The organism is Streptomyces sp. LaBMicrA B280 (genome assembly GCF_049222185.1).
In the GTDB taxonomy this organism is placed as follows: domain Bacteria; phylum Actinomycetota; class Actinomycetes; order Streptomycetales; family Streptomycetaceae; genus Streptomyces; species Streptomyces murinus.
On record NZ_JBMJCT010000024.1, the window covers coordinates 46089 to 71686 of the forward strand.

Annotated in this window: 23 protein-coding genes; 13 read left to right on the top strand and 10 right to left on the bottom strand. The window is 71.7% G+C overall.

From position 1 onward, the window contains the following. Positions 1-906 carry an endolytic transglycosylase MltG gene (gene mltG / locus ACLF5H_RS22010; RefSeq protein ID WP_421677736.1) on the bottom strand — a complete coding sequence of 302 codons (906 nt, stop codon included), beginning with the start codon at positions 904-906 and terminating at the stop codon, positions 1-3. A gap of 122 nt (positions 907-1028) precedes the next feature. Beyond that, on the bottom strand, positions 1029-2831 hold the full coding sequence (locus ACLF5H_RS22015) for an ABC transporter ATP-binding protein (protein WP_421677737.1): 1803 nt from the start codon (positions 2829-2831) through the stop codon (positions 1029-1031). 114 nt (positions 2832-2945) lie between these two features. Between ACLF5H_RS22015 and ACLF5H_RS22020 the strand changes: the two genes are divergently transcribed. Beyond that, positions 2946-3395, top strand: a complete 450-nt coding sequence (locus tag ACLF5H_RS22020; protein ID WP_421677738.1) for a MarR family winged helix-turn-helix transcriptional regulator — start codon at positions 2946-2948, stop codon at positions 3393-3395. A gap of 46 nt (positions 3396-3441) precedes the next feature. On the opposite strand, the gene ACLF5H_RS22025 is transcribed toward ACLF5H_RS22020, so the two are convergent. Then, entirely contained in the window at positions 3442-5052 is a 1611-nt protein-coding gene (locus ACLF5H_RS22025) for a peptide-N4-asparagine amidase (protein WP_421677739.1), read from the bottom strand. A 139-nt stretch (positions 5053-5191) separates the two neighbouring features. Between ACLF5H_RS22025 and ACLF5H_RS22030 the strand changes: the two genes are divergently transcribed. Continuing rightward, positions 5192-6814, top strand: coding sequence for a M1 family metallopeptidase (locus tag ACLF5H_RS22030; protein ID WP_421677740.1), 1623 nt, complete (start codon positions 5192-5194; stop codon positions 6812-6814). Positions 6815-7042: 228 nt separating this feature from the next. After that, entirely contained in the window at positions 7043-9049 is a 2007-nt protein-coding gene (locus tag ACLF5H_RS22035) for an N-acetylmuramoyl-L-alanine amidase (RefSeq protein WP_421677741.1), read from the top strand. A 14-nt stretch (positions 9050-9063) separates the two neighbouring features. Here the strand turns inward: ACLF5H_RS22035 and ACLF5H_RS22040 are convergent, their stop codons facing one another. Beyond that, positions 9064-9810, bottom strand: a complete 747-nt coding sequence (locus tag ACLF5H_RS22040) for a L,D-transpeptidase family protein (protein ID WP_421677742.1) — start codon at positions 9808-9810, stop codon at positions 9064-9066. A 149-nt stretch (positions 9811-9959) separates the two neighbouring features. On the opposite strand from ACLF5H_RS22040, the gene ACLF5H_RS22045 reads away from it, so the two are divergent. The 4 genes from ACLF5H_RS22045 (at position 9960) to ACLF5H_RS22060 (ending at position 14572) form a co-directional block, all read left to right on the top strand. Further along, positions 9960-11783 carry an ABC transporter transmembrane domain-containing protein gene (locus ACLF5H_RS22045; RefSeq protein ID WP_421677743.1) on the top strand — a complete coding sequence of 608 codons (1824 nt, stop codon included), beginning with the start codon at positions 9960-9962 and terminating at the stop codon, positions 11781-11783. Then, positions 11780-13561: an ABC transporter ATP-binding protein gene (locus tag ACLF5H_RS22050; protein ID WP_421677744.1), complete on the top strand. Its 1782-nt coding sequence runs from the start codon at positions 11780-11782 to the stop codon at positions 13559-13561. The genes ACLF5H_RS22045 and ACLF5H_RS22050 overlap by 4 nt, the downstream gene beginning before the upstream one ends. 210 nt (positions 13562-13771) lie before the next feature. Then, positions 13772-14248, top strand: coding sequence for a DUF5709 domain-containing protein (locus ACLF5H_RS22055; protein ID WP_421677745.1), 477 nt, complete (start codon positions 13772-13774; stop codon positions 14246-14248). Between the two features lie 60 nt (positions 14249-14308). Beyond that, positions 14309-14572: a type B 50S ribosomal protein L31 gene (locus ACLF5H_RS22060; RefSeq protein ID WP_421677746.1), complete on the top strand. Its 264-nt coding sequence runs from the start codon at positions 14309-14311 to the stop codon at positions 14570-14572. A 14-nt stretch (positions 14573-14586) separates the two neighbouring features. On the opposite strand, the gene ACLF5H_RS22065 is transcribed toward ACLF5H_RS22060, so the two are convergent. Then, on the bottom strand, positions 14587-15381 hold the full coding sequence (locus tag ACLF5H_RS22065) for a metal-dependent hydrolase (protein WP_421677747.1): 795 nt from the start codon (positions 15379-15381) through the stop codon (positions 14587-14589). A gap of 145 nt (positions 15382-15526) precedes the next feature. Here ACLF5H_RS22065 and ACLF5H_RS22070 point away from each other — a divergent pair, with 145 nt between their 5' ends. Both ACLF5H_RS22070 and ACLF5H_RS22075 read left to right on the top strand, forming a co-directional pair. Further along, positions 15527-18040, top strand: a complete 2514-nt coding sequence (locus ACLF5H_RS22070) for a DUF3516 domain-containing protein (RefSeq protein ID WP_421677748.1) — start codon at positions 15527-15529, stop codon at positions 18038-18040. Between the two features lie 19 nt (positions 18041-18059). Continuing rightward, positions 18060-18929, top strand: coding sequence for an acyl-CoA thioesterase (locus tag ACLF5H_RS22075; RefSeq protein WP_421677749.1), 870 nt, complete (start codon positions 18060-18062; stop codon positions 18927-18929). A gap of 31 nt (positions 18930-18960) precedes the next feature. Here ACLF5H_RS22075 and ACLF5H_RS22080 read toward each other — a convergent pair whose 3' ends face one another. Next, a complete protein-coding gene (locus ACLF5H_RS22080; protein WP_421677750.1) occupies positions 18961-20148 on the bottom strand; it encodes a DUF6397 family protein in 1188 nt (395 codons plus the stop codon). A gap of 126 nt (positions 20149-20274) precedes the next feature. Beyond that, a complete protein-coding gene (locus tag ACLF5H_RS22085) occupies positions 20275-20688 on the bottom strand; it encodes a roadblock/LC7 domain-containing protein (RefSeq protein ID WP_085562883.1) in 414 nt (137 codons plus the stop codon). Positions 20689-20780: 92 nt separating this feature from the next. Here ACLF5H_RS22085 and ACLF5H_RS22090 point away from each other — a divergent pair, with 92 nt between their 5' ends. Beyond that, positions 20781-21209, top strand: coding sequence for a PPOX class F420-dependent oxidoreductase (locus ACLF5H_RS22090; RefSeq protein ID WP_128788902.1), 429 nt, complete (start codon positions 20781-20783; stop codon positions 21207-21209). Positions 21210-21296: 87 nt separating this feature from the next. After that, complete coding sequence (locus ACLF5H_RS22095; protein ID WP_421677751.1) at positions 21297-21896, top strand: class I SAM-dependent methyltransferase; 600 nt, start codon at positions 21297-21299, stop codon at positions 21894-21896. 4 nt (positions 21897-21900) lie between these two features. Here ACLF5H_RS22095 and ACLF5H_RS22100 read toward each other — a convergent pair whose 3' ends face one another. Next, positions 21901-22656: an alpha/beta fold hydrolase gene (locus ACLF5H_RS22100; protein ID WP_421677752.1), complete on the bottom strand. Its 756-nt coding sequence runs from the start codon at positions 22654-22656 to the stop codon at positions 21901-21903. 119 nt (positions 22657-22775) lie between these two features. Here ACLF5H_RS22100 and ACLF5H_RS22105 point away from each other — a divergent pair, with 119 nt between their 5' ends. Beyond that, positions 22776-23303 carry a PadR family transcriptional regulator gene (locus tag ACLF5H_RS22105; protein WP_421677753.1) on the top strand — a complete coding sequence of 176 codons (528 nt, stop codon included), beginning with the start codon at positions 22776-22778 and terminating at the stop codon, positions 23301-23303. Here ACLF5H_RS22105 and ACLF5H_RS22110 read toward each other — a convergent pair. Next, complete coding sequence (locus ACLF5H_RS22110) at positions 23286-24185, bottom strand: oxygenase MpaB family protein (RefSeq protein ID WP_421677754.1); 900 nt, start codon at positions 24183-24185, stop codon at positions 23286-23288. The two genes, ACLF5H_RS22105 and ACLF5H_RS22110, sit on opposite strands and share 18 nt — an antisense overlap. Before the next feature lie 297 nt (positions 24186-24482). On the opposite strand from ACLF5H_RS22110, the gene ACLF5H_RS22115 reads away from it, so the two are divergent. Then, positions 24483-25352 (top strand): hypothetical protein, encoded by an 870-nt coding sequence (locus ACLF5H_RS22115; protein WP_421677755.1) that lies wholly within the window; start codon positions 24483-24485, stop codon positions 25350-25352. Positions 25353-25375: 23 nt separating this feature from the next. On the opposite strand, the gene ACLF5H_RS22120 is transcribed toward ACLF5H_RS22115, so the two are convergent. Beyond that, complete coding sequence (locus ACLF5H_RS22120; protein ID WP_037659116.1) at positions 25376-25561, bottom strand: hypothetical protein; 186 nt, start codon at positions 25559-25561, stop codon at positions 25376-25378. Between the last annotated feature and the right edge of the window lie 37 nt (positions 25562-25598).

Sequence of the window (25598 nt, forward strand, 5' to 3'; positions counted from 1 at the left end):
TCAGCCTGCCTTGCCGGACCGTGTCGCGGAGGGTGACGTGGAGTGGCTCGGTGACGGGCTCCGGCTCTGGTCCGTCCGCTGCCCGGCCCGCTGCTGCTCGGAGCTGAACTCCGCCACATTGCGCATGTGTGTGTCGTAGTCGGCGGTGAAGCGCGTGTCGCCGGGCTTCACCGTCACGAAGTACAGCCAGTCGCCCGGCGTCGGATTGATGGCGGCGCGCATCGCGTCCTCACCGGGATTGCCGATCGGCGTCGGCGGCAGGCCCATGCGCTGATAGGTGTTGTAGGGGCTGTCGCTCCTGGTGTCGTCCTCGGTGGTGCGCGCGCGGCCCAGCGCGTAGATGAGGGTGGAGTCCAGTTGCAGCGGCATCCCGCGCTCCAGCCGGTTGAGGATGACCCGGGCGACCTTGCCCATGTCCTCCTTCTTCACGGCCTGGGCCTGGACGATGCTGGCGATGGTGAGGGCCTGGTAGACGTTCATCGAGTTGCGCTGCGCCCCGGCCGCGACCGGTGCGCCGTCGAACTTCTCGTGGGCGGTGTCCACCATGGAACGCAGCACGGACTCGGGGGTCGCGCCCTTGCGCAGGGGGTAGGAGGCCGGGAAGAGATAGCCCTCCGGGTTGCCCCCGGCGTCCTTGGGAAGCGTCAGCCGGGCCTTGCCGAGCGAGGTGTGGGTGCTGCCCGAGGGCAGGGCGAGCGCCTTGTCGATCGCGTCGTAGACCTGGGTCGCGCGCCAGCCCTCCGGGACGACGAGCGCGGCGGGCCCGGGTGCCTCGTGGTGATCGGCCACCGTCAGCAGCGGCACCGCCACGGCGGTGCCGGCGACGACGGCGCCGGCCACGACGAGAGCGAGTCTGCCCCGGCGTGTCAGTCGGGTCCTTCTCCGTGGCGGAATGTGCGTCAGCATGCGGGAACCGTAATACGCGAACCACCGCAAACTCGACATATATTCAGCTTGTCGGCCCAGTCGCCCGTCTCGACCCGAGGCCCCGGACGCCCGGCCGAGCCCTCGGCCCCCGGGCGCCGCTTTCACCCGGCCGGCTCCAGTTGCGCGTCCCTGCGCACCAGGGCGGCGTACCGCCCGTCGCGCTCCAGCAGCTCCTCGTGCGTGCCGCGTTCGGCGACATGCCCGGAGTCCAGCACCACGATCTGGTCGGCGTCGCGGACGGTGGACAGCCGGTGGGCGATGGTGATCGTCGTACGGTTCGCCGAGAGGGCGTCGATGGCCTCCTGCACGGCGGCCTCGGTCCGGGTGTCCAGGGCGCTGGTCGCCTCGTCCAGGATGAGGACCGGCGGGTCGCGCAGGATGGTGCGGGCTATGGCGAGGCGCTGCTTCTCGCCGCCGGAGAAGCGGTGGCCGCGCTCGCCCACGACCGTGTCGTAGCCGTCGGGCAGCGCCGCTATGTGCTCGTGGATCTGCGCCGCCCTGGCCGCCGTGTGCAGTTCCTCGTCGGTGGCGCCCGGCTTGGCGAAGCGCAGATTCTCGGCGACGGAGGCGTGGAAGAGGTACGTCTCCTGCGAGACCACGCCGACCGCGCGGGCGAGGGTGTCGAAGTCCAGGTCGCGGACGTCGACCCCGTCGAGGGTGACCCGGCCGCCGGTGACGTCGTAGAGCCGCGGCACCAGGTAGCCCAGGGTGGACTTGCCCGCGCCGGTGGGGCCGACGATCGCGAGGCTGCCGCCGGCGGGGACGGTGACATCGACGTCGTCGAGGACGGGGCCGCTCTTGTCGTCGTAGCGGAACTCGACCTCCTCGAAGCGGACTTCGCCCTTGACCCGGTCGAGGTGGACCGGCCGGGGGCGCTCGGTGATGTCGATCGGCAGGTCCAGGTACTCGAAGATGCGCTGGAAGAGCGCGAGGGAGGTCTGGATCTGGACACCGGTGGCCAGCAGGCTCACGGCCGGGCGGAACAGGCCCTGCTGGAGCGAGACGAAGGCGACGATGGTGCCGAGTGACACCTGGGGACCGCCGAACTGGAGGGCTAGACCCGCCGTCCAGTAGATGACAGCGGGCATGGCGGCCATCACGATGGTGATCACGGCCATCCGCCAGCGCCCGGCCATGTTCGACCGGACCTCCAGGTCGACCAGCCGCTCGGACTCCTCGGCGAAGGAGCCGGTCAGCGAGTCGGTGCGGCCCATGGTGCGGCCGAGCAGGATGCCGCTGACCGAGAGGGACTCGGTGACCGTGGCGGCCATCGCGGCCATCTGCTTCTGGCGCTCGGTGGTGATCCGCTTGCGCTCATTGCCGACGCGGCGGCTGATCCAGACGAAGGCCGGCAGCAGGAGCAGCGAGACGATGGTGAGCCGCCAGTCCAGGGCGACCATCGCGACGACGGTGGCGACCACGCTGGTGGCGTTGGAGACCAGGGAGGTGGCGGTGGAGGTGACCGTCGCCTGCATGCCGCCGATGTCATTGGCGATGCGGGACTGCACCTCGCCGGTGCGGGTGCGGGTGAAGAAGGCCAGCGACATGCGCTGGAGGCGGCCGTAGACGGCGGTGCGCAGGTCGTGCATGACGCGCTGGCCGACGGTGGTCGAGATCAGCGTCTGGAGCACGCCGAAGACGCTGGAGAGGACCGCGCTGAGGATCATGCCGAGCGCGAGCAGGCTCAGCAGGCCGGTGCGGCCGCGCGGGATGGCGACGTCGAGGATCTCCTTGAGCAGGAACGGTGTGGCCACCGAGACCAGCGAGGAGGCGCCGACCAGCAGGCCGACGACGGCGAGCCGCCCGCGGTAGGGACGGAACAGCTTGAGGATCCGCCGCCACTGCCGGGGCGCGTCCTTGGCGTCGGCGGGCGGGGTCCAGGAGGTTTCACGGTCGGGACGCATGGGCTCCTACGGAGGTGAGCGGTCGCCGGCCGGGATCGGCCGACGATGACGGAACGGATCGTAGCTCATTGTTACCTATACTCACAATGAACTGCATCCTGATATTGTTCCCGCATGACCACCCCCGATCCCGAGGGACTGCTCGCCGAGCAGTTGCTGCGGCTCACCCGCCGGGTGCACCGCATCCAGAAGCGCCATCTGGAACAGCGTGAGCTGGGCGTCACCCCCGCCCAGTCCCGATTGCTGCGCACCCTCGCGCACTACCCCTCCCCGCCCCGCATGGCCGACCTCGCCGAGCGCCTGGAGGTGGTGCCGCGCGCGGTGACGACGCTGGTCGACGGGCTGGAGGCGAGCGGCAAGGTGCGCCGGGCCGCGGATCCGGCGAACCGGCGCGTGACCCGGATCGAGCTGACCGACGAGGGGCGCGCGACCCTGCGCGAACTGCGCGGCGCGCGCCGCTCGGCGGCCGAGGAGATACTCGCCCCGCTCACCGGGAAGGAGCGCGAGGTGCTCGGCGTGCTGCTGGACACCCTGGTCGACGGGGACGCCGCCAAGCCCTGCTGACCCCTCGGCGCGGCGGTCGGACCCGCCACGCCGAAGGAGTCCGGCCCTAGCAGCCCCTGCGGTCCAGCGTCAGCGCGCCCTGGGCGGTGGCCAGCGTGTGGTCGTAGCAGCCGCCCGAGCCGTACAACCGGTAGCGCTCCCCCGAGGTGCCGACCGCGTGCCGCTGCTCGCGCGGGGCGTCGAGGGTGTATGAGGCGTCGCCGCGGTAGGTGTCGTCCAGCCGCGACCACGCGGCGCGCCTGCCGTCGCGCAGCTCGGTCACCGCCGCGCGATCGCCGAGCGTCAGCACGGTACGCAGCCGGTCGTCGGAGCCAATGGTGGTGACCCCGTCGAGGGTGTACGTCCGCAGCGTGTGCGCCGACCGCGCGGGCCCGTACCCGGTGGTGGCGACGGTCTGGTCGTCGGTCCAGGTCGCGTCCAGTCCGTCGGTGTTCTCGCCGTCCGTCCAGCGGTGGACGGAGGTGTCGGCGAGGGTCCGGGTGACGGTGGTGGTCACTCGTCCGTGAGAGGTGTCGAGGTACCCGCTGACGGTGAGCCGGTGCCCGGCCTTCGTGTCCACCCGGTTCTCCGAACCCGGCGTGTAGGTCGAGGAGTTGACCAGACCGGTCACCGTGTCCTCGGTGACCGCCCCGGTGAGGTGGTCGCGGTGCGCGTCCTGCCAGACCAGCACGTTCACCGGAGTGCTCCAGCCGGCCTGACCTGCCGGCACGCCCACGACGGAGACCTCGACCCGGTGCGGGCGGCCGTCGTCCAGCAGCCCGGCGAAGGGCGTCAGGTCGTATTCGACGGGCCGGACGTCGAAGGCGCCCGGCGCCGGGACGACATACCAGAGGAACGGATCGGACCAGCCGCCGGTCCACACGTTCGGAAAGGGCGCGGCGATGCCCGCCGTCCGGCCGTCGACCTTGATCTGCACCTCACGGTAGGGGCCGTGATCGGCCTTGCAGGAGTACGACGCCGGGTCGGCCACCGTCAGGTACCAGAACTCCTCGCAGCCGCCGCCGGATCCGGTCGCGTAGACCTCGGCGACGATCCGCTCGCTGTTGCGCGGCGTGGTGAGCGTCGTGCCGTCGGGCGTGTCGGAGAGGGTGAGCACGCGGTCGGGGGTGCGTTCGGCGGGACTGCCCGCGTAGAACGTCAGGGTGACGTCGACGCCGATGACGCCGGTGTAGGTGTCGTCGACCACGTTGCCGATCAGCATCTCGACGTCCCGCGGACTCCGGAAGGTGTCGCTGTAGCGGGTGACGTCCTTCTCGACGTGCCAGGCGATGCCGTCCGGCGAGGGCTCCGGGGTGGAGGTGCGCAGGATCTCGACACCGCCGACGTGCAGATAGCCGAGCCGGTCGTACTGACGCCCCTTCACCGTGCCGTCCAGACGGAGTACGACCTTGCTCCAGTGGTCGCCGCAGCCCTTGGGCGGGGTGTACGCGCCGCGGTAGGGAGTGAAGTCGCGGAACTGCGTGTCGGCCAGGGTGACCTGACAGGACTTGGTGTGCGGCCGGGCGACCGGCGGGGCGGCGGTCACCGGGTCGTGCCAGTCGGTGCCGAACTCGGCGGGGACGTCGGCGGCCCGTGCGGTCGCGGTCCCGGCGCCGAAGAGCGCGCCGACCAGAAGGAACGCGGTCGCAAGCATGGACATGACTATCCGTTGTCTCATGGGCGGTGTTCTACGGGGAGTTGGGCCCGGCCGCAATGAGGCGTCGAGGGGAGGGACCGCCCCAGGGGGCACATCTGGCGCATCGTCACCCTGACAGACATTTAGTGCTATAAGCGGATCTCGCTGGCATAGTGCGTTCATGGAGATCACGTCCGCAGGCAGCCCGGTGGGGACCCCGGGCCAGGGGCCACGGAAGGTGCGCGGAACGAGGCGCCCCCGCCGCACGGCCCTCGCCCTCGCCAGTGCCCTCACCCTCACCGGCGCCGCCATCTGCTACGACCTGCTCCCGCGCGGAGGCCATGGCGCACGCGCGCCCGGCCCGGCCGCCGCACCGGGGCGCGCCGCCGCCTCGGCACCGGGGCGCGCCGCCGCCTCGGGCCCGGCAGGGGGCGCGCGCCCGTCCCCCGGCGCCCCCGGTATCGGCGACCCGCTGATGCCGTTCGCCGGGAACGGCGGCTACACGGTCCGCCGGTACACGCTGGACTTCGACTGGCGGGCGCCCCGGACGCCGTTCGAGGCGGGCGCCACCGTCAGCGCCGTCGCCACCCAGGCCCTGTCCCGCTTCGACCTCGACTTCGCGGGCAACACGCTGCACCGGGTCACGGTCGACGGCGCCTCGGCCAGGTCGGTACGCGACGGCGACGAACTCGTCGTCACCCCGGCCCGGCCGATCCCCCGCGGCCGGGCCTTCACCGTCCATGTCGCCTACACCGCCGACCCCACCCAGCAGCGCCATCGCGACGACGCGATCCGGGACTACGGCTGGGTGCCCACCCCCGACGGCACCGTGGTCTGCGCCCAGCCCGACGGCGCCAAGATGATCTTCCCGGCGGACGACCACCCGAGCCTGCGCGCACCGATCACCTTTCATGTCACCACCCCCGCGAACATTGGCGCGGTGGCCAACGGACGCCTCGTCAACACGACCGCGCGACCCGGCGGCCGTATCGAACGGACCTACGACTCCGAGCAGCCGATCGCGGCCCAGCTGGTCCAGCTGGCGATCGGCAGGTTCCGTGTCGTCAACAGCACCGGCCCGCGCGGGCTGCCGGTCCGTGACGTGGTCCCGGACGACCTGGTCGGCGACACCGAGGAGTACCGCTCGCTCACCCCCGAGCACCTGGCCTGGCTCGAACAGCGGCTCGGGCCGTATCCGTTCCGCCGCTACGGCGTGCTGGTCGGGGACACCGAGCTGCCGGTGGCGCTGGAGACCCAGTCGCTGTCCGTCGTACCGAAGGACGATCTGCTCGGCGACCGGGTCGACGCCGAACGCAATCTCGTGCACGAGCTGACGCACCATTGGACCGGGGACAGCGTCGCCGTCCGGCGCTGGTCCGACCTGTGGCTGAGCGAGGGTCACGCCCGTTTCTACGAACGGCTGTACTCCGACTCGCACGGCGGCGTCGGCCTGGACGACGCGATGCGCGACGCCTACGAGCAGCACGACCAATGGCGCCACGACGACGGCGCGCCCGCCGAGCCGAGCGCCGACACACTGTTCAAGGTGATGCGCTACGACGGCTCGGCCCTGGTGCTGTACGCCCTGCGGGAGAAGGTCGGCGCCACGGTCTTCGAGCGGGTCGAGAAGTCCTGGGTGAGCACCTACCGGGGCCGCGCGGCCGGCACCCGCGACTTCATCGACCTCGCCTCCCAGGTCGCGCAACAGGATCTGAAACCCTTTCTGACCGCCTGGCTCTACGGGCCGCACACCCCGCCCATGCCGGGCCACCCCGACTGGCGGGTCGACCCGGTCGAGGACTGACCCGGATGCCCTCCGTCACCGTCCCGCACGGGCACCCGCGCTGACGGGCCGTCGGAGCGGAGCGGCTGCCGCCGACCGGGTGGCCTCTGCCGGGCCGCTGGTCCACCCCGGTGACGGTTGGCGCGACGGGACACGCCGGGCACGGAAACGTACAAGGGGTGGTTGTCAGGGGCAACTCCTTTGTCCTGGCTGCGAAGAGCGCGATGAACTTGTTTGGAGACCCGTGCCATGAAAAGACCCACCGCCCCACGTGTCCCCAACGGCCGCGTGTGCCGCCGGACCGCATGCGCCATCGGATCGGCGGCCCTGCTGGCGCCGCTGCTGCTCACCCCGCTGACCGACGACGACGCGCCCGAACAACGCCTTCAGGTCGCCTTCACCGATGCCGCCCACGACTTCCATGTGCCGCGCAGTGTGCTGATGAGCGTGTCCTATGTGCAGACCCGCTGGGACGCCCACCCGGGTTCCCCGAGCGTCGCGGGCGGCTATGGACCGATGCATCTGGTGGACACCAGCCGGTTCCCGGCCGCCTCGCCCACCCCGGGCGTCCAGGGCGGTGGCGCGCTCCAGCCCAGCGCGGGGGCGGCGGGGGCGCCCGCCGCACGGCCGGACGGTGTGCTGGCCGGCCGGTCCGTGAAGCCGGCGGACCTCCAGCGCGCCGCCCGGCTGACCGATGCCCCGGCCGGACGGCTGCGTACCGATGCCACCGCCAATGTGCGCGGCGGCGCCGCCCTGCTGGCGGCCACCCAGCAGCAGCTGGGCAAGCCCTTGAGCGACAATCCCGCGGACTGGTGGGAGGCGGTGGAACGTTTCCCCGGTACCCCTGACGTCACCTCGGCCGCGACCTACGCGAACGACGTCTTCTCGGTGATCCGCAAGGGCGCCCACCGCACCACCGCCGAGGGCCAGGACGTCTCCCTGCCCGCGAGCCCCTCCGTGCGCCCCCACACCGTCCGCACCGAGAAGCCCCAGCACGCCAAGGGAACGGAGTGCCCGACCGAGGTGGCCTGCGACTGGCTCGCGGCGCCCTACGAGGAGATCGACGACGACGGCGACTACGGCAACCACGACCTCGCCGACCGGCCGCGCGACCAGAAGATCGAGTACATCGTCATCCACGACACCGAGGCCAAGCTGTCGAGCATGTTCCAGACGGTCCAGGACCCGACCGAGGCGTCCTGGCACTACTCGATCCGCTCCAGCGACGGCCATGTCACCCAGCACGTCCAGACCAAGGACGAGGCCTGGCACTCCGGAAACCAGTACGTCAACGCCCGCTCCATCGGCATCGAGCACGAGGGCTTCCTTCGGCAGCCGGGCACCTGGTTCACCGAACAGATGTACAGGACCTCGGCCCGCCTGGTGCGCTATCTGGCCAAGAAGTACGACATCCCGCTCGACCGGCAGCACATCTTCGGTCATGACAACGTGCCCTCGCCGACCGGCGACTCCATCCCCGACATGCACGACGACCCGGGTCCCTTCTGGGACTGGCGGCACTACTTCGACCTCCTCGGCGCGCCCCTGAAGGCCACCGCCGGGCCGAACAGCGACATGGTGACGATCCTGCCGGACTACGCCACCCACTCGCCCAAGTTCACGGGCTGCCTCAAGCCCGGGGCGCCGTGCCCGAAGCACGGCTCCAGCGCCGTCCGCATGTACACCCGTCCGGACGAGAAGGCGCCGCTGATCCAGGACCCGGGCCGCCACCCGGACGGCGGGGTCTCCACGCTGGACGTCGACGACCTGGGCGCGCGCGCCTCGGCCGGGCAGACCTTCGCCGTCGCCGAGCGCCGCGGCGACTGGACGGCGGTCTGGTATCAGGGCCGCAAGGCCTGGTTCAAGAACCCGCAGAAGCAGGCGACGGCGGTCGGCGCGGCCGGAAAGATGGTGACGCCCAAGGAGGGTCTGGACGAGATCCCGGTCTTCGGCCGCGCCCTGCCCGAGGAGGACGCCTACCCGGAGGGCATGGAGGAGGAACCCGAGGCGCCGCTCCCCTACCACTTCCGCGCGGGCCAGCGGTACGTCACCGAGGGCACCATCGACAGCTCCTTCGTGCCGCGCTCGGCCTTCGTCGACAGCCCCGAGCCGGTGGTCAAGGGCGACGAGACCTACTACCAGATCCAGTTCGACCACCGGATCGCCTACGTCCGCTCCAGCGATGTGGACGTGATCGGCTCGGCCGTCACGGCGGGCCCGTCCTCGGCGCCCCAGGGCGGCTCGACGGGCAGCTGACGGCCGCGCGGTCCTCAGACACCGAGATCCGCCCGGTCCCCCATCACCACCACGGGGTGCCGGGCCGGGTCGAGCGTGCGCAGCAGCGTCTCCATGGCGCTCTTCGGCATGCTCACACAGGCCGAGGTGCCGCTCCCGTGGTCCAGGTGGAGCCAGATCCCGCCGCCCTTGGCCGCGCCCAAGGGGCGTGCGCCGTCGCGCGGCGGGGTGCCCGGCACACGGTTGTAGTCGATGGCGATGACGTAGCCGAAGTCGTGCTGATACGCCTTCGGCCACTCCTTCGGGGACGCGTAGGCGTAGGTGTCGTGGTCGTACGGCAGCTTGCTCCCCGGGTCGGCGAACGTACCCCCCGCGGCGGACAGCGTGAACACACCCACCGGGCTGCGCTTGTCGTCCTCGTGGTGGTCGAGGGTCCAGCCGCGCCGCCCGTTGTGCGCCGCCCAGCTGCCCTCCTGGTGCCAGCCGCCGCCCTGCCGTACGTAGAGCACCACTTCGGACTCGGCCGACTCCCGGCCCTTGCCGTACACGGCCACGACCTGGCGGGACTGCGCGGGTATCCGTGCGTACAGACGTCTGCCGACACCCGGGACGCGGACCGGGTCGGGGGCGGGCGCGGAGCCGGAGGCGGTCGACGCGGCCGGGCCGTGACGGCCGGGCGCGGGGCCGGAGGAGGCCGTGCCGCAGGCCGAGAGGGTCGTCACGAGCAGGGTTCCGAGGGCCGCCGCCCAGCGCGTCGAGCGCCGCACACTGTCTATACGCACCCGGACATGCTGACATGACGCCCGATTGACTCGAAAACCGTTTGAAATTCCCGACTCTGCGAAGCGACCCTTTCACGGCTTGTCCCTGGCCGCCGCCACCCCCGGCTGCCGCCGTTCCCTGACACGCTGTCACGAGCCATCTGGACGTCATGCAGATTCACGACCTTCCCTATCCCGACCCCGGTGTGCCCGACGCACGCTCGGGGCCCCGATTCCTGTGGTGGCTCTGGCGCAACCAGCTGGGCGGCCAGCTCAAGGCACTGGCCTGGGGCCTGCTCCACTTCGTCGGCGTCTCCGCGCTGCCCTTCTGCGTCGGCTTCGCCGTACAGGCCGTCGTGGACCGGTCCGGCGAGCGGCTGGCCCTGACGGGTGCTCTGATGCTGCTGTGCGGCACGGCCGTCGCGGTGGGCGACACCTTCCTGCACCGGGCCGCCGTCACCAACTGGATCACCGCCGCCGCCCGCGTCCAGCAGCTCCTCGCCCGCAAGGCGGCCGAACTCGGCTCGGCGCTCACCCGGCGGGTGGCGGCCGGTGAGGTGGTCGCCGTGTCCACCGGAGACGTGGAGAAGATCGGCTGGTTCGTGGAGGCGGTGTCCCGCTTCACCGCCGCCGCGGTGACGGTGGTCGTCGTCTGTGTGGGCCTCCTCCTCTACCAGCCCGCGCTCGGCACGGTCGTCGCCGCCGGCCTTCCCGTCGTGGCCCTCGCCGTGCTGCCGCTGCTGCCACGCGCCACCCGCCGGGCCGACGTACAGCGCGAGAAGGCGGGCCGCGCCACCGAGCTGGCCTCGGACACCGTCGCCGGACTGCGGGTGCTGCGCGGCATCGGCGGCGAGGAACTCTTCCTCGACCGCTACCGCCACGCCTCCCAGGAGGTACGCCACGCGGCCGTGCGCAGCGCCCGTATGTGGTCGCTGATCTCGGCCGTGCAGGTGCTGCTGCCGGGACTGCTGCTGATCGCGGTCGTCTGGTACGGCGTCCACCTGGTCCGCGGGGGCCATATCGCCGTCGGTGAACTGGTCACCGTCTACAGCTCGGTGATGGTCCTGAGCTATCCCTTGCAGCACTTCGAAGAGATCGCCATGTCCTACTCCTTCTCCCGCCCGTCGGCCAAGCGCGCCGCACGGGTGCTGTCGTTGGAACGGTCGGCGGCGGGCGGAGACGTTCGCGAAGCGGCGGGCGGCGACCGGGCGGAGGTGCCCCGCGGCGATCTGTACGACCCCGCCACCGGGCTGACCGCTTCGGCCGGCCGACTCACCGCGGTGGTGTGCGGCGACCCGGACGCGGCCGGCCGGCTCGCGGAACGGCTCGGCGGCCACCCGACGGAACCGGGCCGCTCGGTCCTGCTCGGCGGGACACCCCTGGACGGACTCCCCCTGGACCTCGCCCGGACCGCCGTCCTCGTCCAGGACAAGGACCCGGTACTGCTCTCCGGCACCCTGCGCGAACTGCTCGACGTGCCCGCGTCCGGTGCCGTCACGGCCGCCGACGCGCTCGCGGCCGCACGGTGCGAGGACGTCCTGGACGCCCTGGTGCAGGGTTCCCTGGACGCCGCCGACCCGATGGACGCCCGCATCACCGAACGCGGCCGGTCCCTCTCCGGCGGCCAGCGCCAACGGCTCGCCCTGGCCCGGTCCCTGGTCACCGACCCGGAGGTACTGGTCCTGGACGAGCCGACCTCCGCGGTCGACTCGCACACCGAGGCCCGCATCGCCGACGGACTGCGCCGACTGCGCTCGGGGCGCACGACGGTGGTGTTCACCTCCTCGCCGCTGCTCCTGGACCGCGCCGACCGGGTGGTCCTGGTCCACGAGGACCAGGTCATGGCGACCGGCACGCACCGGGAGCTGTTCGAGAACGAGCCCCGGTACCGGGCCGTGGTGACACGGGAGACGGAACCCGAACCGGCCACCGCCGACGAGGACGCGCTGCTGGACGCCCTCGGCGAGCTGGCGGAGATCGAGGAGAGCGCATGATCGGCGTCGCACCACCGGCCCACGACCCGGCGGCCCCGACGACCGCCACCACCTTGCCCGTCGGCACGGCCGCGACCGTACGGGCCTACATCGCCGAGCTGTTCCGCCGCCACCGCCGGGCGTTCCTGCTGCTGATCACCGTGAACACGGTGGCCGTGGTCGCCTCCATGGCCGGCCCCTACCTGCTCGGCGACCTGGTCCAGCGGCTGTCGGACGGTAATCGGGAACTGCGTCTCGGTCTCACCACCGGCCTGTTCCTGCTGGCGCTCGCCGTACAGGCGGTGTTCGTCCGGCAGGTGCGGCTGCGCGGCGCCATGCTCGGCGAACGGATGCTCGCCGACCTGCGCGAGGACTTCCTCGTCCGCTCGGTCGGCCTGCCGCCCGGCGTGCTGGAACGGGCCGGCACCGGCGACCTGCTCTCCCGCATCACCACCGACATCGACCGTCTCGCCAACGCCATGCGCGAGGCCGTACCGCAACTCGCGATCGGTGTCGTATGGGCCCTGCTGCTGCTCGGCGGGCTGGTGGTGACCGCGCCGCCGCTCGCAGCCGCCGTGCTGCTCGCCGTGCCGGTGCTGGTGGCCGGGTGCCGCTGGTACTTCAAGCGGGCGCCCGCCGGCTACCGCTCCGAGGCCGCCGGGTACGCGGCCGTCGCCGCCGCGCTCGCCGAGACCGTGGACGCGGGCCACACCATCGAGGCGCACCGTCTGGGCGCCCGCCGAGTCGCCCTGTCCGAGCAGCGAATCGAGTCCTGGACCGCGTGGGAAAGGTACACACTCTGGCTGCGGTCCGTGCTGTTCCCGGTCATCAACGCCACCCATGTCATCGTCCTCGGCTCCGTCCTGATGGTGGGCGGGACGCTCGTCCTGCACGGCTGGCTCGGCGTGGGCCGGTTGATCACGGGCGCGCTCGTGGCCCAGATGCTCGTCGACCCGGTCAACCTGATCCTGCGCTGGTACGACGAGGTGCAGGTGGCCCAGGTGTCGCTCGCCCGCCTCGTCGGGGTCAGGGAGATCGAGCCGGGCGCCGGGGACGCGTCGGTGGCGCCCGAGGGGAGGGACGTGCACGCCGACCGGGTGCGCTTCGGCTACCGGGAGGGCGTCGACGTGCTCCGCGAGGTGTCCCTCACGGTCGCGCCGGGCACCCGGCTCGCCCTGGTCGGCCCCTCCGGCGCGGGCAAGTCCACCCTGGGCCGACTGCTCGCCGGGATCTACGCGCCCCGGGACGGCCGGATCACCCTCGGCGGGGCCGAGCTGTCCCGGATGCCGGCCGAACGCGTCCGCTCGCACGTCGCCCTGGTCAACCAGGAGCACCACGTCTTCGTCGGCTCCCTGCGGGACAACCTCCTGCTGGCCCGCGACGGCGCCGACGACGCGGAGCTGTGGGCGGCTCTGGGCGCGGTGGACGCCGACGGCTGGGCCCGGGCGCTGGACGAGGGCCTGGACACCGAGGTCGGATCCGGCGGGCTGACGCTGACCCCGGCACAGGCCCAGCAGATCGCGCTGGCCCGGCTGGTGCTGGCCGATCCGCACACGCTGGTCCTGGACGAGGCGACCTCGCTCCTGGACCCGCGCGCGGCCCGTCATCTGGAGCGGTCGCTGGCCAAGGTCCTGGACGGTCGCACGGTCGTCGCCATCGCCCACCGGCTGCACACCGCCCACGACGCCGATGTGATCGCCGTGGTGGAGAGCGGCCGGATCAGCGAGCTGGGCAGCCATGACGACCTGGTCGCGGCGGGCGGCGCGTACGCGGCCCTGTGGCGGTCCTGGCACGGCTGAGCGCCCGGCCCGGGCGGTCCCCGCGGGGGCTGCCCGGGCCCCGTGCCGTTGCGCGGTGGTGAGCAGCAGTGGAAGGCTGGAGAACGGCACCGGCGCGAGTTTCGCCCGGGAACCTCCCGGTTCGCGCCGTGCGACGCCCGTGCCGCGTGTGCCGACGGCCCGCCGCCCGCTTCGGCGGTGTCCGGCCGTCCTCACCACCTGGAGGTAGTCGTGGACAGCGCCGACAGCTGGGGGGACGACGTCTACCAGCCCGATCCCGATCCCTCGGAGGTCCGGGAGGACTCGGGGGTGCTCGACGTCGAGGACACTCTGGACTTCGACGGTGTCGACGACCCCCTCGACCGCGGCTGGTCGCCTCCGGAGCGCCCCTGGGCGGTGGAGCACGACGGTGTGACCGCGGCCGAGCGGAAAACGGGCGAGACCCTGGACCAGCGCCTGGCCGAGGAGTTGCCCGACCGGGAAGTCCCCGACGGCGACGGCATCGGCGATTGCGAGGGCACCGACGGGGAACTCCTCGACAACGAGGTCGGCGATCTGCGCTCCGGCCGCCTGGTGGCGCCCGACGAGGGGGCGCACGAGGACGAGGAAGCCGCCCTCGTGGCCAGCGACGTCGGCATCGACGGCGCCGCCGCCTCCGCCGAGGAGGCCGCGATGCACATCGTGGACGAGGACTCCGTCTCCGGCTGACCTCCGGGCCCCGGCCGTTACGTCCGCGCCCTGCCCGACCGCCCCGCACAAGGAGCCGCCATGCAGCAGGACAAGCACCCCGACTACCACGCCGTGGTCTTCCGCGACCGCGCCGCAGGCTACGCGTTCCTCACCCGGTCCACCGCGCGGAGCGAGCAGACCATCGACTGGGACGACGGCGAGTCCTACCCGGTGATCGACGTGGAGATCTCCTCGGAGAGCCACCCCTTCTACACCGGCAAGGCCCGGCAGGTCGACACCGAGGGCCGCATCGCCCGCTTCGAGCGCCGCTACGGCCAGGCCGACGCGGGCGACGCCACCTGATCCGGGGGCCGGCCTCAGATCACATTGAGGGCCGCCGCACAGCCCACACCGCCGAGCACCATGAACACGGGCATCAGCACCTTCAGCTCGACCCAGCTGCCCGCCCGGAACCGGATCGCCTTCGGCGGACCCACCGGGTACCAGCGCCTGCGGCCCAGCGGGATCGGCCACAGGATCGGGCAGCCCGAGACCGTCAGCGCGTCCCCGATGTCGTGCACCAGCGCGCCCAGCACGATCGGCAGCCCCAGCCACATGTACTGCTGACCGGGCTCGGTGAACAGCCAGTCCGAGCCATTGCCTGGCTTGTCGAGCACGCCCGCCAGGATCCAGGCGGAGGCCGCCGCCAGCAGCCAGACCAATATGTCGCTGCTGGAGCCCCGGGCCGCGCGCCACAGCAGGCCCTCGATCGCCAGCACCATGTGCACGAACAGGATCGCCAGCACCGCCCAGCGGCCCCCGGTGATCGCCGCCGCCGAGGCGCCCGCGCCGATCAGAACCGCCCAGACCCAGGTGTGCGTGAGGGTGCGGTGGCCGCCGGAGCGGCGCGGGTCGCCCTTCTCCCTGGTCGCCTTGTAGACGGCGTAGGACAGCTTGTCCACGATCTCGCAGAGCCAGCGCGATATCGGCCCGAAGGCGTGCGAGATGGTGGCGGCCTTGTGGTCGAGGTCGGGTGCGAGCGCGGCGCCCGCGCAGATCAGGGCGCCGACCAGCAGGACCGGCCAGGGCATCGGGTGCCCGGTCGCGGCGGCGGCCGCCCCGACGCCGAGCCAGGCCGCGGCCCCCGACAGTGAGTGTGCTGGTCCCATCATGGCCGCTTCCCGCCCCATTCCTCGTATGCCGCTGTCCAGTTGGCACGGAGCACTGACGCCCCGTCGGCGACACAGCGTAGCTGTCGTGATCTTCCCGGCCCCAGCCGATTCCCCGATCGGGGAGGAGGACAGGCAAGATGGGAGGGTGACCCTCATCGATCAGCTGCCGCCGACCGCCGACCCCGACGCCCTGTACGAAGCCTTCGAGTCCTGGGCCCAGGAGCGCGGCCTCACCCTCTACCCCCACCAGGAAGAGGCGCTGATCGAAGCGGTGTCCGGGGCGAACGTGATCGTCTCCACGCCCACCGGTTCCGGCAAGAGCATGATCGCCGCGGGTGCGCACTTCGCGGCGCTGGCCCGGGACGAGGTCACCTTCTACACGGCGCCGATCAAGGCGCTGGTGTCGGAGAAGTTCTTCGAGCTGTGCAAGCTGTTCGGCACCGAGAACGTCGGCATGCTCACCGGCGACGCCTCCGTGAACGCCGACGCTCCGGTGATCTGCTGCACCGCGGAGGTGCTGGCGTCGATCGCGTTGCGCGACGGCAAGAACGCGGACGTGGGCCAGGTCGTCATGGACGAGTTCCACTTCTACGCGGAGGGCGACCGCGGCTGGGCCTGGCAGATTCCGCTGCTGGAACTGCCCCAGGCGCAGTTCATCCTGATGTCGGCCACTTTGGGCGATGTGTCGTTCTTCGAGAAGGACCTCGCCCGCCGCACCGGCCGCCCGACCGCGGTGGTCCGCTCGGCGACCCGTCCGGTGCCGCTCTCCTACGAGTACAAGCTGACCCCGCTCACCGAGACACTCACCGAGCTGCTGGAGAGCAAGCAGGCGCCGGTGTACATCGTCCACTTCACCCAGGCGCAGGCCGTGGAGCGGGCCCAGGCGCTGATGAGCATCAACATGTGCTCGCGCGAGGAGAAGGACCAGATCGCCGAGCTGATCGGCAATTTCCGCTTCACCACCAAGTTCGGCCGCAACCTCTCGCGTTACGTCCGGCACGGCATCGGTGTGCACCACGCCGGAATGCTGCCCAAGTACCGGCGGCTGGTGGAGAAGCTCGCCCAGGCCGGCCTGCTGAAGGTCATCTGCGGCACGGACACGCTCGGCGTCGGGGTCAACGTGCCCATCCGTACCGTGCTGTTCACCGCGCTGACCAAGTACGACGGCAGCCGGGTGCGGACCCTGCGGGCACGCGAGTTCCACCAGATCGCGGGGCGGGCCGGCCGGGCCGGGTTCGACACGGCGGGCCTCGTCGTGGCCCAGGCGCCCGAGCACGTCATCGAGAACGAGAAGGCGCTGGCGAAGGCGGGTGACGACCCGAAGAAGCGGCGCAAGGTGGTGCGCAAGAAGGCGCCGGAGGGCTTCGTCGCCTGGTCCGAGAACACCTTCCAGAAGCTGATCGACTCGGAGCCGGAGCCGCTGACGTCCCGTTTCCGGGTGACGCACACCATGCTGCTGTCGGTGATCGCCCGGCCGGGCAACGCCTTCGAGGCGATGCGCCATCTTCTGGAGGACAACCACGAGCCGCGCAAGCAGCAGCTGCGGCACATCCGCCGGGCGATCGCGATCTACCGTTCGCTGCTCGACGGCGGCATCGTGGAGAAGCTCGACAAGCCCGACGCCGAGGGACGCATCGTGCGGCTCACGGTCGACCTCCAGCAGGACTTCGCGCTCAACCAGCCGCTGTCCACCTTCGCCCTCGCCTCGTTCGAACTCCTCGACCCCGAGTCGCCGTCCTACGCCCTCGACATGGTCTCCGTGGTCGAGTCCACCCTGGACGACCCGCGGCAGATCCTCGTCGCCCAGCAGAACAAGGCGCGCGGCGAGGCGGTGGCCGCGATGAAGGCCGACGGCGTCGAGTACGAGGAGCGCATGGAGCGCCTCCAGGACGTCAGCTACCCGAAGCCGATGGAAGAACTGCTCTTCCACGCGTACGACACCTACCGCAAGAGCCACCCGTGGGTCGGCGACCACCCGCTGTCGCCGAAGTCGGTCGTCCGCGACATGTACGAACGCGCGCTCACCTTCACCGAGCTGGTGTCCCTCTACGAGCTGGCCCGCACCGAGGGCATCGTGCTGCGCTACCTCGCCGGCGCCTACAAGACCCTCGACCACACCATCCCGGACGACCTGAAGTCCGAGGACCTCCAGGACCTGATCGAGTGGCTCGGCGAGATGGTGCGCCAGGTGGACTCCAGCCTGCTGGACGAGTGGGAGCAGCTGGCGAACCCCGAGGAGATGACCGCCGAGCAGGCCCAGGAGAAGGCCGACGAGGTCAAGCCCGTCACCACCAACGCGCGCGCCTTCCGGGTACTGGTCCGCAACGCGCTGTTCCGCCGGGTGGAGCTGGCCGCACTGGACCAGGTCGAGGAGCTGGGCGAGATGGACGCCGAGTCCGGCTGGGACGCCGACGCGTGGGGCGAGGCGATGGACAAGTACTGGGACGAGTACGAGGATCTCGGCACCGGTCCCGATGCCCGTGGCCCCAAGCTGCTGGTCATCAAGGAGGAGCCGCAGAACGGCCTGTGGCGGGTCCGCCAGATCTTCGACGACCCGAACGACGACCACGACTGGGGTATCAGTGCGGAGGTCGACCTCTCGGCCTCCGACGCCGAGGGCCGTGCGGTCATCCGTGTCACCGACGTCGGCCAGCTGTGACCACAGGAGAATCCCACCGATGACGACGAACCCGGCCGAAAGACTGGTCGATCTGCTCGACCTGGAGCAGATCGAGGTCAACATCTTCCGCGGCCGCAGTCCGCAGGAGTCCCTCCAGCGGGTCTTCGGCGGCCAGGTGGCAGGCCAGGCCCTGGTCGCCGCCGGCCGCACCACGGACGGCGACCGCCCGGTGCACTCGCTGCACGCGTACTTCCTGCGCCCGGGCCGTCCGGGCGTGCCGATCGTGTACCAGGTGGAGCGGGTCCGCGACGGGCGTTCGTTCACCACGCGCCGGGTCACCGCGGTGCAGCAGGGCCGCACGATCTTCAATCTGACCGCCTCCTTTCACAAGCCTGAGGAAGGACCGTTCGAACACCAGCTGCCGCCCGCCCGTGAGCTGACACACCCCGAGTCGCTGCCGACCGTGGCCGAGGAGATACGCAAGCATTTGGGCACGCTGCCGGAGCAGTTGGAGCGGATGGCGCGCCGTCAGCCCTTCGACATCCGGTACGCCGACCCGTTGCGCTGGAACGACGAGGAGGTCAAGGGCGCCGAGCCGCGCAGCGCGGTGTGGATGCGCGCGGTCGGACCACTGGGCGACGACCCGCTGGTCCATACCTGCGCGCTGACCTACGCCAGCGACATGACGCTCCTGGACGCCGTGCGCATCCCCATCGAACCCCTGTGGGGCCGCCGGAGCTTCGACATGGCCTCGCTGGACCACGCCATGTGGTTCCACCGGCCGTTCCGCGCCGACGAGTGGTTCCTGTACGACCAGGAGTCGCCGATCGCCACCGGCGGGCGGGGTCTTGCCCGCGGGCGGATCTACGACATCGAGGGTCGACTGCTCGTCTCGGTCGTCCAGGAGGGACTGTTCAGGTCCCTGTAGCGAACCGCCGGCCGGGTTCGATCGCGGGTGCTCAGACCTCCGCGGGCCGAGGCGTTCCGCGTCGCAGCCAGGCGCGCAGACGGCGTGTGGAGCGCGGCGGCGTCGGCCCGGTTCCGGGGCACCGGGGTGCGGGGGCCGGAGCGGGCCGCACCCGTGGCGCAGGGCGCCGCTCGGACGGCCGCACCCGTGGCGCAGGGCGCCGCTCGGACGCGCGCCCGCCGGGGATCCGGCGCGGCTCGGCGGCCCGCAGCGGCGAATCCGCCGCCCCCGTTGTCGGCTCGGCCTTGCCCGCCATCGAGTCGTCCGTGGGCTCCGTTGCTTTCACCGGCGTCGGCATCGGCGTCTCCGTCGGTTCGACCGGTGCCGTGACCGTGCGCGCCAGCGGCGGGATCGGCCGTGCCGTCGGACGCGTCGCAGGACCGGTGCGGCGGACGGCCGGGCGCGGGGCCGGTGAGAGGGCCCGTGCTTCCTCGACCGAGTGCGCGAGGTCGCTGCGCAACCACTCGATCTCGTCCGCGTCCTGCGCGGTCGTGATCCGCTCGGCGACCCGCGCGAACGAGGTTCCGGCGAGGGTCTGACCGGGCAGGGCGGGCCGCAATCGGTTCACCCAGGCGCGCTCGTAGGGGTCCTCGACGACGTCGGCGACCTCGACCGGCGGCAGCAGGGCGGCCAGGGCCCCGGCCTTGGCCCATGGGTCCTCGGCCTGACGCAGCAGGCACCCCAGTTGCCGCATGCGCCAGTTGCGGGCGCGCAGGTCCACGCCCTCCGCGAGCTGGCCGCGCAGCGTCTCGGGTGTGCACCCCTTGAGCAGAGACGTGTTCTCGGTGACGGACGCGAAGTGCTGCAGTTCCTCGGAGAGATAGAGCCAGACCACGGCGCCGTACCGGTTGACGTAGACCTTCGCGGGGACGAGCAGGCCCAGGCGGGCGAGCCGGGTGAAGCGGCCGGCGGAGATGTCCATCAGCTCGGCGCCGTCGGTCGTGCCCACGACGCGCACCCGCTCGCGGAGCGTGTCCGGGAAGCCGTCCCGCGCCCGGAGCCGGTCGATCTCCGCGCGCTCCACCAGTCGGCCCCCTCCCCCGCCCTCGTCGGGCACGGTCCGCACATGGCCGAGCTGGACGGCAAGGTCGAACTCGCCCCGCAGGAAGCCCAGTTCACGAGCGGCTCGGCTCGGCGTGCAGGTGTCGGGGCGGACTGGTTCGAAGGTGTGTGCCGACATGGTCGTACTCCCCCATGGAGTCGGTGGCTCACGCCCTGTGCGATCGCCGTGCACACACCGTAGCCGGATCGGCGCATCGCGTGGTTGGCCTGTGGATAACTCCGTGAGGCTTCGAGAACTCGCAGGTCAGAGGTCTGTGCTCGGTGCGCGCTCGGGTTTCCGGGCGTCGACGCCGAGATGTTCGCCGACCCGGTTCACGAGCAGGGTCATCTCGTACGCTATCTGCCCGATGTCGGCCTCCGCCCCGCTGAGCACGCACAGGCAGCTGCCGGAGCCGGCTGCGGTCACGAACAGCACGGCGTCGTCGTACTCGATCATCGTCTGGCGTACCGCGCCCGCGCCGAAGTGGCGTCCCGAGCCCTTTGCCAGGCTGTGCAGTCCGGACGCCACGGCGGCGAGGTGTTCGGCGTCCTCGCGGCGCAGCCCGGTGCTCGCGCCGGTGACCAGTCCGTCGTTGGACAGGACCAGCGCGTGCCGTACATCGTCCACACGTTCCGTCAGATCGTCCAGGAGCCAGCCGAGTCCCTGGTTCTGCGCCATTTCCGTCTCCCCCTGCGATCTCTCCCCCCTGGCCGGAGGAACCCTCCGCAAGCCTTCCCCACGTGCGGCGTACGGGCAAGCAGGATGGGGGCATGGCACAGAAGATGACCGATGAGGAATGGCGGGCGTTCGTCTCAAAAGGCACCCGCACCGGCAAACTGTCCACTGTTCGCGCCGATGGGAGCCCGCATGTGGCCCCGGTCTGGTTCCTGCTGGACGGGGACGAACTGGTCCTTCTCACCGGCCGGGACACCGTGAAAGGGCGGAATCTCGCCCGTGACGGGCGTGTCGCGCTCTGCGTGGACGACGACCGGCCGCCGTTCCATTTCGTGATGCTCAGCGGACGCGCCCGGCTGTCCGAGGACCCGGCGGAACTGCGCCACTGGGCCGCGCGGGTCGCCGCCCGGTACATGGGCGAGGACCGTGCCGAGGAGTTCGGCGCCCGCAACGGCGTTCCCGGTGAGCTGCTGGTGCGCGTCCCCGTCGAAGAGGTGGTGGCGATCCGGGATCTGGCGGCCTGAGCGGCGGCCCCGGCCGTTCGGCACTCGATCGTCCGCCGCCGGAACGCGAGACACACAGGGCCCAGGAAGCAGGGCATCATGCGAGTCATGAGCGACGACCACGCAGCTGTCCAGGAGTTCTTCACCGCGCGGGCCGCCGGCTGGGACAGCAAGTTCTCCGGCGACGGGCCCGCGTACGCGGCCGCCGTGGCCGACCTCCGGCTGCGGACGGGTGACCGTGTGCTGGACGCGGGCTGCGGAACGGGGCGCGCGCTGCCTCCGCTGCGGGCCGCCGTGGGCCCCACCGGTGTGGTGCTCGGCGCCGATCTGACCCCGGCGATGCTGACGGCGGCCGCAGCGGCGGGCCGGGCCCGGGAGGGGGCGTTGCTGCTCGCGGACGTGGCCGCCCTGCCGCTGCGCCCGGAGTGCCTGGACGCGGTCTTCGCGGCAGGGCTGATCGCCCATCTGCCGCGCCCGGTGGAGAACCTGCGGGAGCTCGCCCGGGTGGTACGGCCCGGCGGGCGGCTCGCTCTGTTCCACCCCATCGGCCGTGCGGCCCTGGCGGCGCGACAGGGCCGGCAGATCACGCCGGAGGACCTGCGGGCGGAACCCAATCTCCGGCCCCTGCTGTCCCGTTCGGGGTGGCGCATGACGTCGTACGTCGACGAGGACGCCCGTTTCCTCGCCCTCGCCGTGCGCGAGGACTGAGGGATCAGATGTTTGCGGCGACGGCGGCCGCGAAGGCGTCGGGGTCGTCGAACATGATGTTGTGCCCGGCGCCGGGCACCGTCCGCACCCGTACACCGGCCGCCTCCAGCCGCTCCAGGTCATCGAGCTCACCGCTCTTCTCCCCCTGGAGGTAGATCCGGTCGATGTCCAGGCATTCCAGGATCGTGCGCATGACCGGGTCGGAGCCGCGCCGCAGGCCGACGGCGCTGCGATGCAGGGCGCGCGGGTCCGCCAGCCGCATGGTGGCCGCCCACAGCGGACCGACGGAGGCCAGAACCCGCGGGTACGCCTCCTCGACGAACTCGTCCTCCTCGTAGGCGGCGATAGCGCTGCTGCCCGCCGTCAACGGTGGGAAGGCGTCCAGATTGGCCTCGGACAGCACCAGCCGGGAGACCAGTTCGGGCCGCCGGTGCGCGAGCACGATGGCGACGGCGCCGCCCATGCTGTGCGCGATCAGCTCGGCGCCGCCGACTCCGGCCGCGTCCAGCGCGGCCGCGACCGCGTCGGCATGCTCCTCCAGCGTGTAGCCGAAGCGCCGGGGCCGGTCGCTGAGGCCATGGCCGGGCAGGTCCATGAACAGGCTGCGCCTGCCCGCGAGTTCGGGGCGAGCCGCGATGTGCGCGTGATAGGGCGCGGACATCGACCCCAGCCCATGGAGGTAGACCCGGGCGGGCTCCGCCCCCGAAACCTCGGTCCAGCGGATCCGGCTTCCCTCGCCATCGAACACGGCCTGTTGCACAGCACCCTCCCTGTCGGCTTTGATCACCGTCCCGAGACAATACATCGATGGCGAGGTATTACGTCAACGTAGTATCGAGGGATCGCTGTACAGCGTCGTCGTACGGAAGAATGCGGGGCATGCTCGAACTCGCCATCCTGGGATTCCTGTACGAGGCCCCGCTGCACGGATACGTCCTGCGTCGTCACATCACGGCGCTCACCGGGCATGTGAGGCCGGTCGCGGAGAGCACGCTGTATCCGGCGATCAAGCGCTTGGAGAAGGCCGGACTGCTGGTGCGGGCCACCGAGCCGGGCGCCGTGGCCGCGCCGCGTCATGTGCTGCGGCTGACCGAGGAGGGCCGACAGGAGCTGCGACGCCGACTCGCCGAGCCCGGGCGGCGCGAGATCACGGACGAGAACCAGTGGTTCGTCCTGCTCGCCTTCCTGCGCCATCTCCCGGACCCCACCGCCCAGGCCGCGGTGCTGAAGCGGCGGCTCGCCTTCCTGGAGGAGCCGACGAGCTTCTTCTACGACGGCGACCGGCCGGTCCGCGCCGAGGAAGTGGACGACCCCTTCCGGCAGGGGATCCTCACCATCGCGCGTGCCACGAGCCGGGCCGAGCTCGGCTGGCTGCGCGACACTCTCGCGTCACTCGACGGAGTCTGAGGTGTCCAGGTGCCGCACCGGGCAGCCGCGCAGTCCCGGAACCGGACGGGTGCCGAGGTCGGCCACGCGGTAGCCGTTCGGGTAGCCCTTGATCTCCCGGTTCTGGCGGGCGAAGTGGGGTGCGCGGCGCGGCGGCAGCAACCGCACCATCCGGCCGCGCGCCCGGACGCCGCGGCGCACCAGGGCCACGGTGGCCGCGCCGGGCCGCTCATAGCGGAAGGCGTTCAGCAGCGGCTCGTCGAGCAGCGCGAGCACACCGGCGCGCAGCAGGGGCGCCAGGGGGCGTGGGTACCAGGACGCCATCAGGCCGAGGGTGGCGTCGGAGACGCGCCGGGCCCCCTCGTCCCAGCCGAAGTTCGCCTCCTCGTAGGTGTCGAGGAGGGTTTCGAACTCTTCGTAGGTCTTGGGGAGGTCGGGGATGCCCATGTGCCGGCCGAGCGTCCGGTAGTACTCGGCGGCGGCGACGATCTCGTGCCGGGACAGCCGGCGCCAGCCGTAGGTGTCGATCCAGCGCTTGGGCACCACGACGAAGGTGCTGAGCACATACCGCATGTCGTCGTCGCTGATGTCGTAGCTGCGGTGCATCTGGTTGATGCGGCGGATCGCCGTGCGCCCCTGTTCGGCGGCGAAGCCGTGCTCCACGACGGTGTCGAGGAGCAGCGCGGTGTCGTCGTACCGCTTCTGCGTACGGTCGGTCAGCTCGGCGGTGCGCGCGAGGAGACGGCCGATGCTCGGGACGGCATAGGTGCGATACAGGGCCAGTTCGAGGGCGCGTGTGTAGTCCCAGGGGAATTCGTAGACGGCGCTGAGCCGGTAGATCTCCGGTGCGTCCGCCACCGGGTCCAGCCGACGGATCCGCTCCAGCCGTTCGAAGCGCTTCACCGCGTCGTCCCCCTTCTGTCTTCTGTCGCCGGAGGCCAACTCTATGGGGAGCACGGGGAGATGAACCATCACCGATCTGCCCATTTTGAAAGGAGGACGGACGCCCTTGCTTCGATGGGTTCCGCGCCCTGTGCGGCCCCGGGGTGGGGGCGGTCTGGGGAAGTCCCGTGGAGACCGTGGTCGATTCGCCCCCGTCCAGGGGGAAAGTTGCAGGTCCGCGTGGTGTGAGGAGTCGTGACAAGGGCCTTCCGTCCGCATTAGGGTGCGCGCGGTTGGACAAGCCACTGGGAGGCAGGGATGGCCGGGACGGACGATGGGGCCGTCGCCGCCGCGGACGATGCGCTGTATGTGCTGACGGCGGTGCTGCTGACGCCGGCGCAGTTCCCGAGCGTGCTGGGCGACGATTATCCGGAGTCGTGCGCGACGCTGGGGCTCGCGCCCCGCGCCGATGGGTACGGACTGGTGCTCGGGCAGGACGGCGACGGCGCCCGCTGGACGGTCGTCATCGACGATGTCTCGCTGGTCGCGGTGGCGATCGCGTCCTGGGACTGCGGCCTGGAGTACGAGCTGTCGCCGGAGGAGCACGCGATCGTGACCGCGCTGCCCGGCTGGCCGCTGGCGGTCGCCGTGGCGGCTCCTGGTGTTCCGGCGCCGCACGACCCCGCTCCCGAGACGGGCGAGCGGCCCCCGCTGTGTCCCCCGGACACCAGCGTCTGGGGCCCGGCTCAGCGGCGTCTGGGCGCCGATGAGATCGCGTCGCAGTGGGCGGCCTGGCGGCAGCAGATCGACGACGACGAGTTCGCCGTACCCGGCGGCCGGGCCGGCACTGCCGAGCCCTCGGCGCGGCCCGAAGGGAGCGCCGAGGGGGCCGAGGGCGCTTCGGAACCGCCGAGCGGCGGACACCAGGGGATCCGGCGGGTGCTCACGGAGGCGCGCGCCTATGTCGACTCACCGCCGCCGCTGGGCCGGGTGCGCTCCACCTTCGCTCCCGGCGACGCCCGCACCCTGCGCGCGGACGGCCCCGGCTGGTCGATGGTGGCGCGCACCGACGACATCGCCTTCGTCCTGCTCGACGAGGAGCCCGGCGAGGTCCTGCCGGTCGGCCGCGGCCCGGAGCTGCCCGGGCTGCTGGACGCCCTCGACAGGATGGCCGTACGACCCCTGTGATCAGGGGCGGCGCCGGGTCCGTCTCAGCGGCCGATCTCCTTGCGGCTGAGCCTGCGGAGCCTGCGCCGCTGGGACGGGTCAAGCGCCAGGTAGCCGGCGGCCGGGATTCCGACCACGACCAGGAGCACCACCCACAGGGGCAGCCCCAGGAGCAGCAGCACCAGGCCGACCGCCACACCCCCGACGGCGATCTTCGCGTTTCTCGACATGAGCGTCGCCTCCTTCAACGGCCACTGCCGTTCTCTG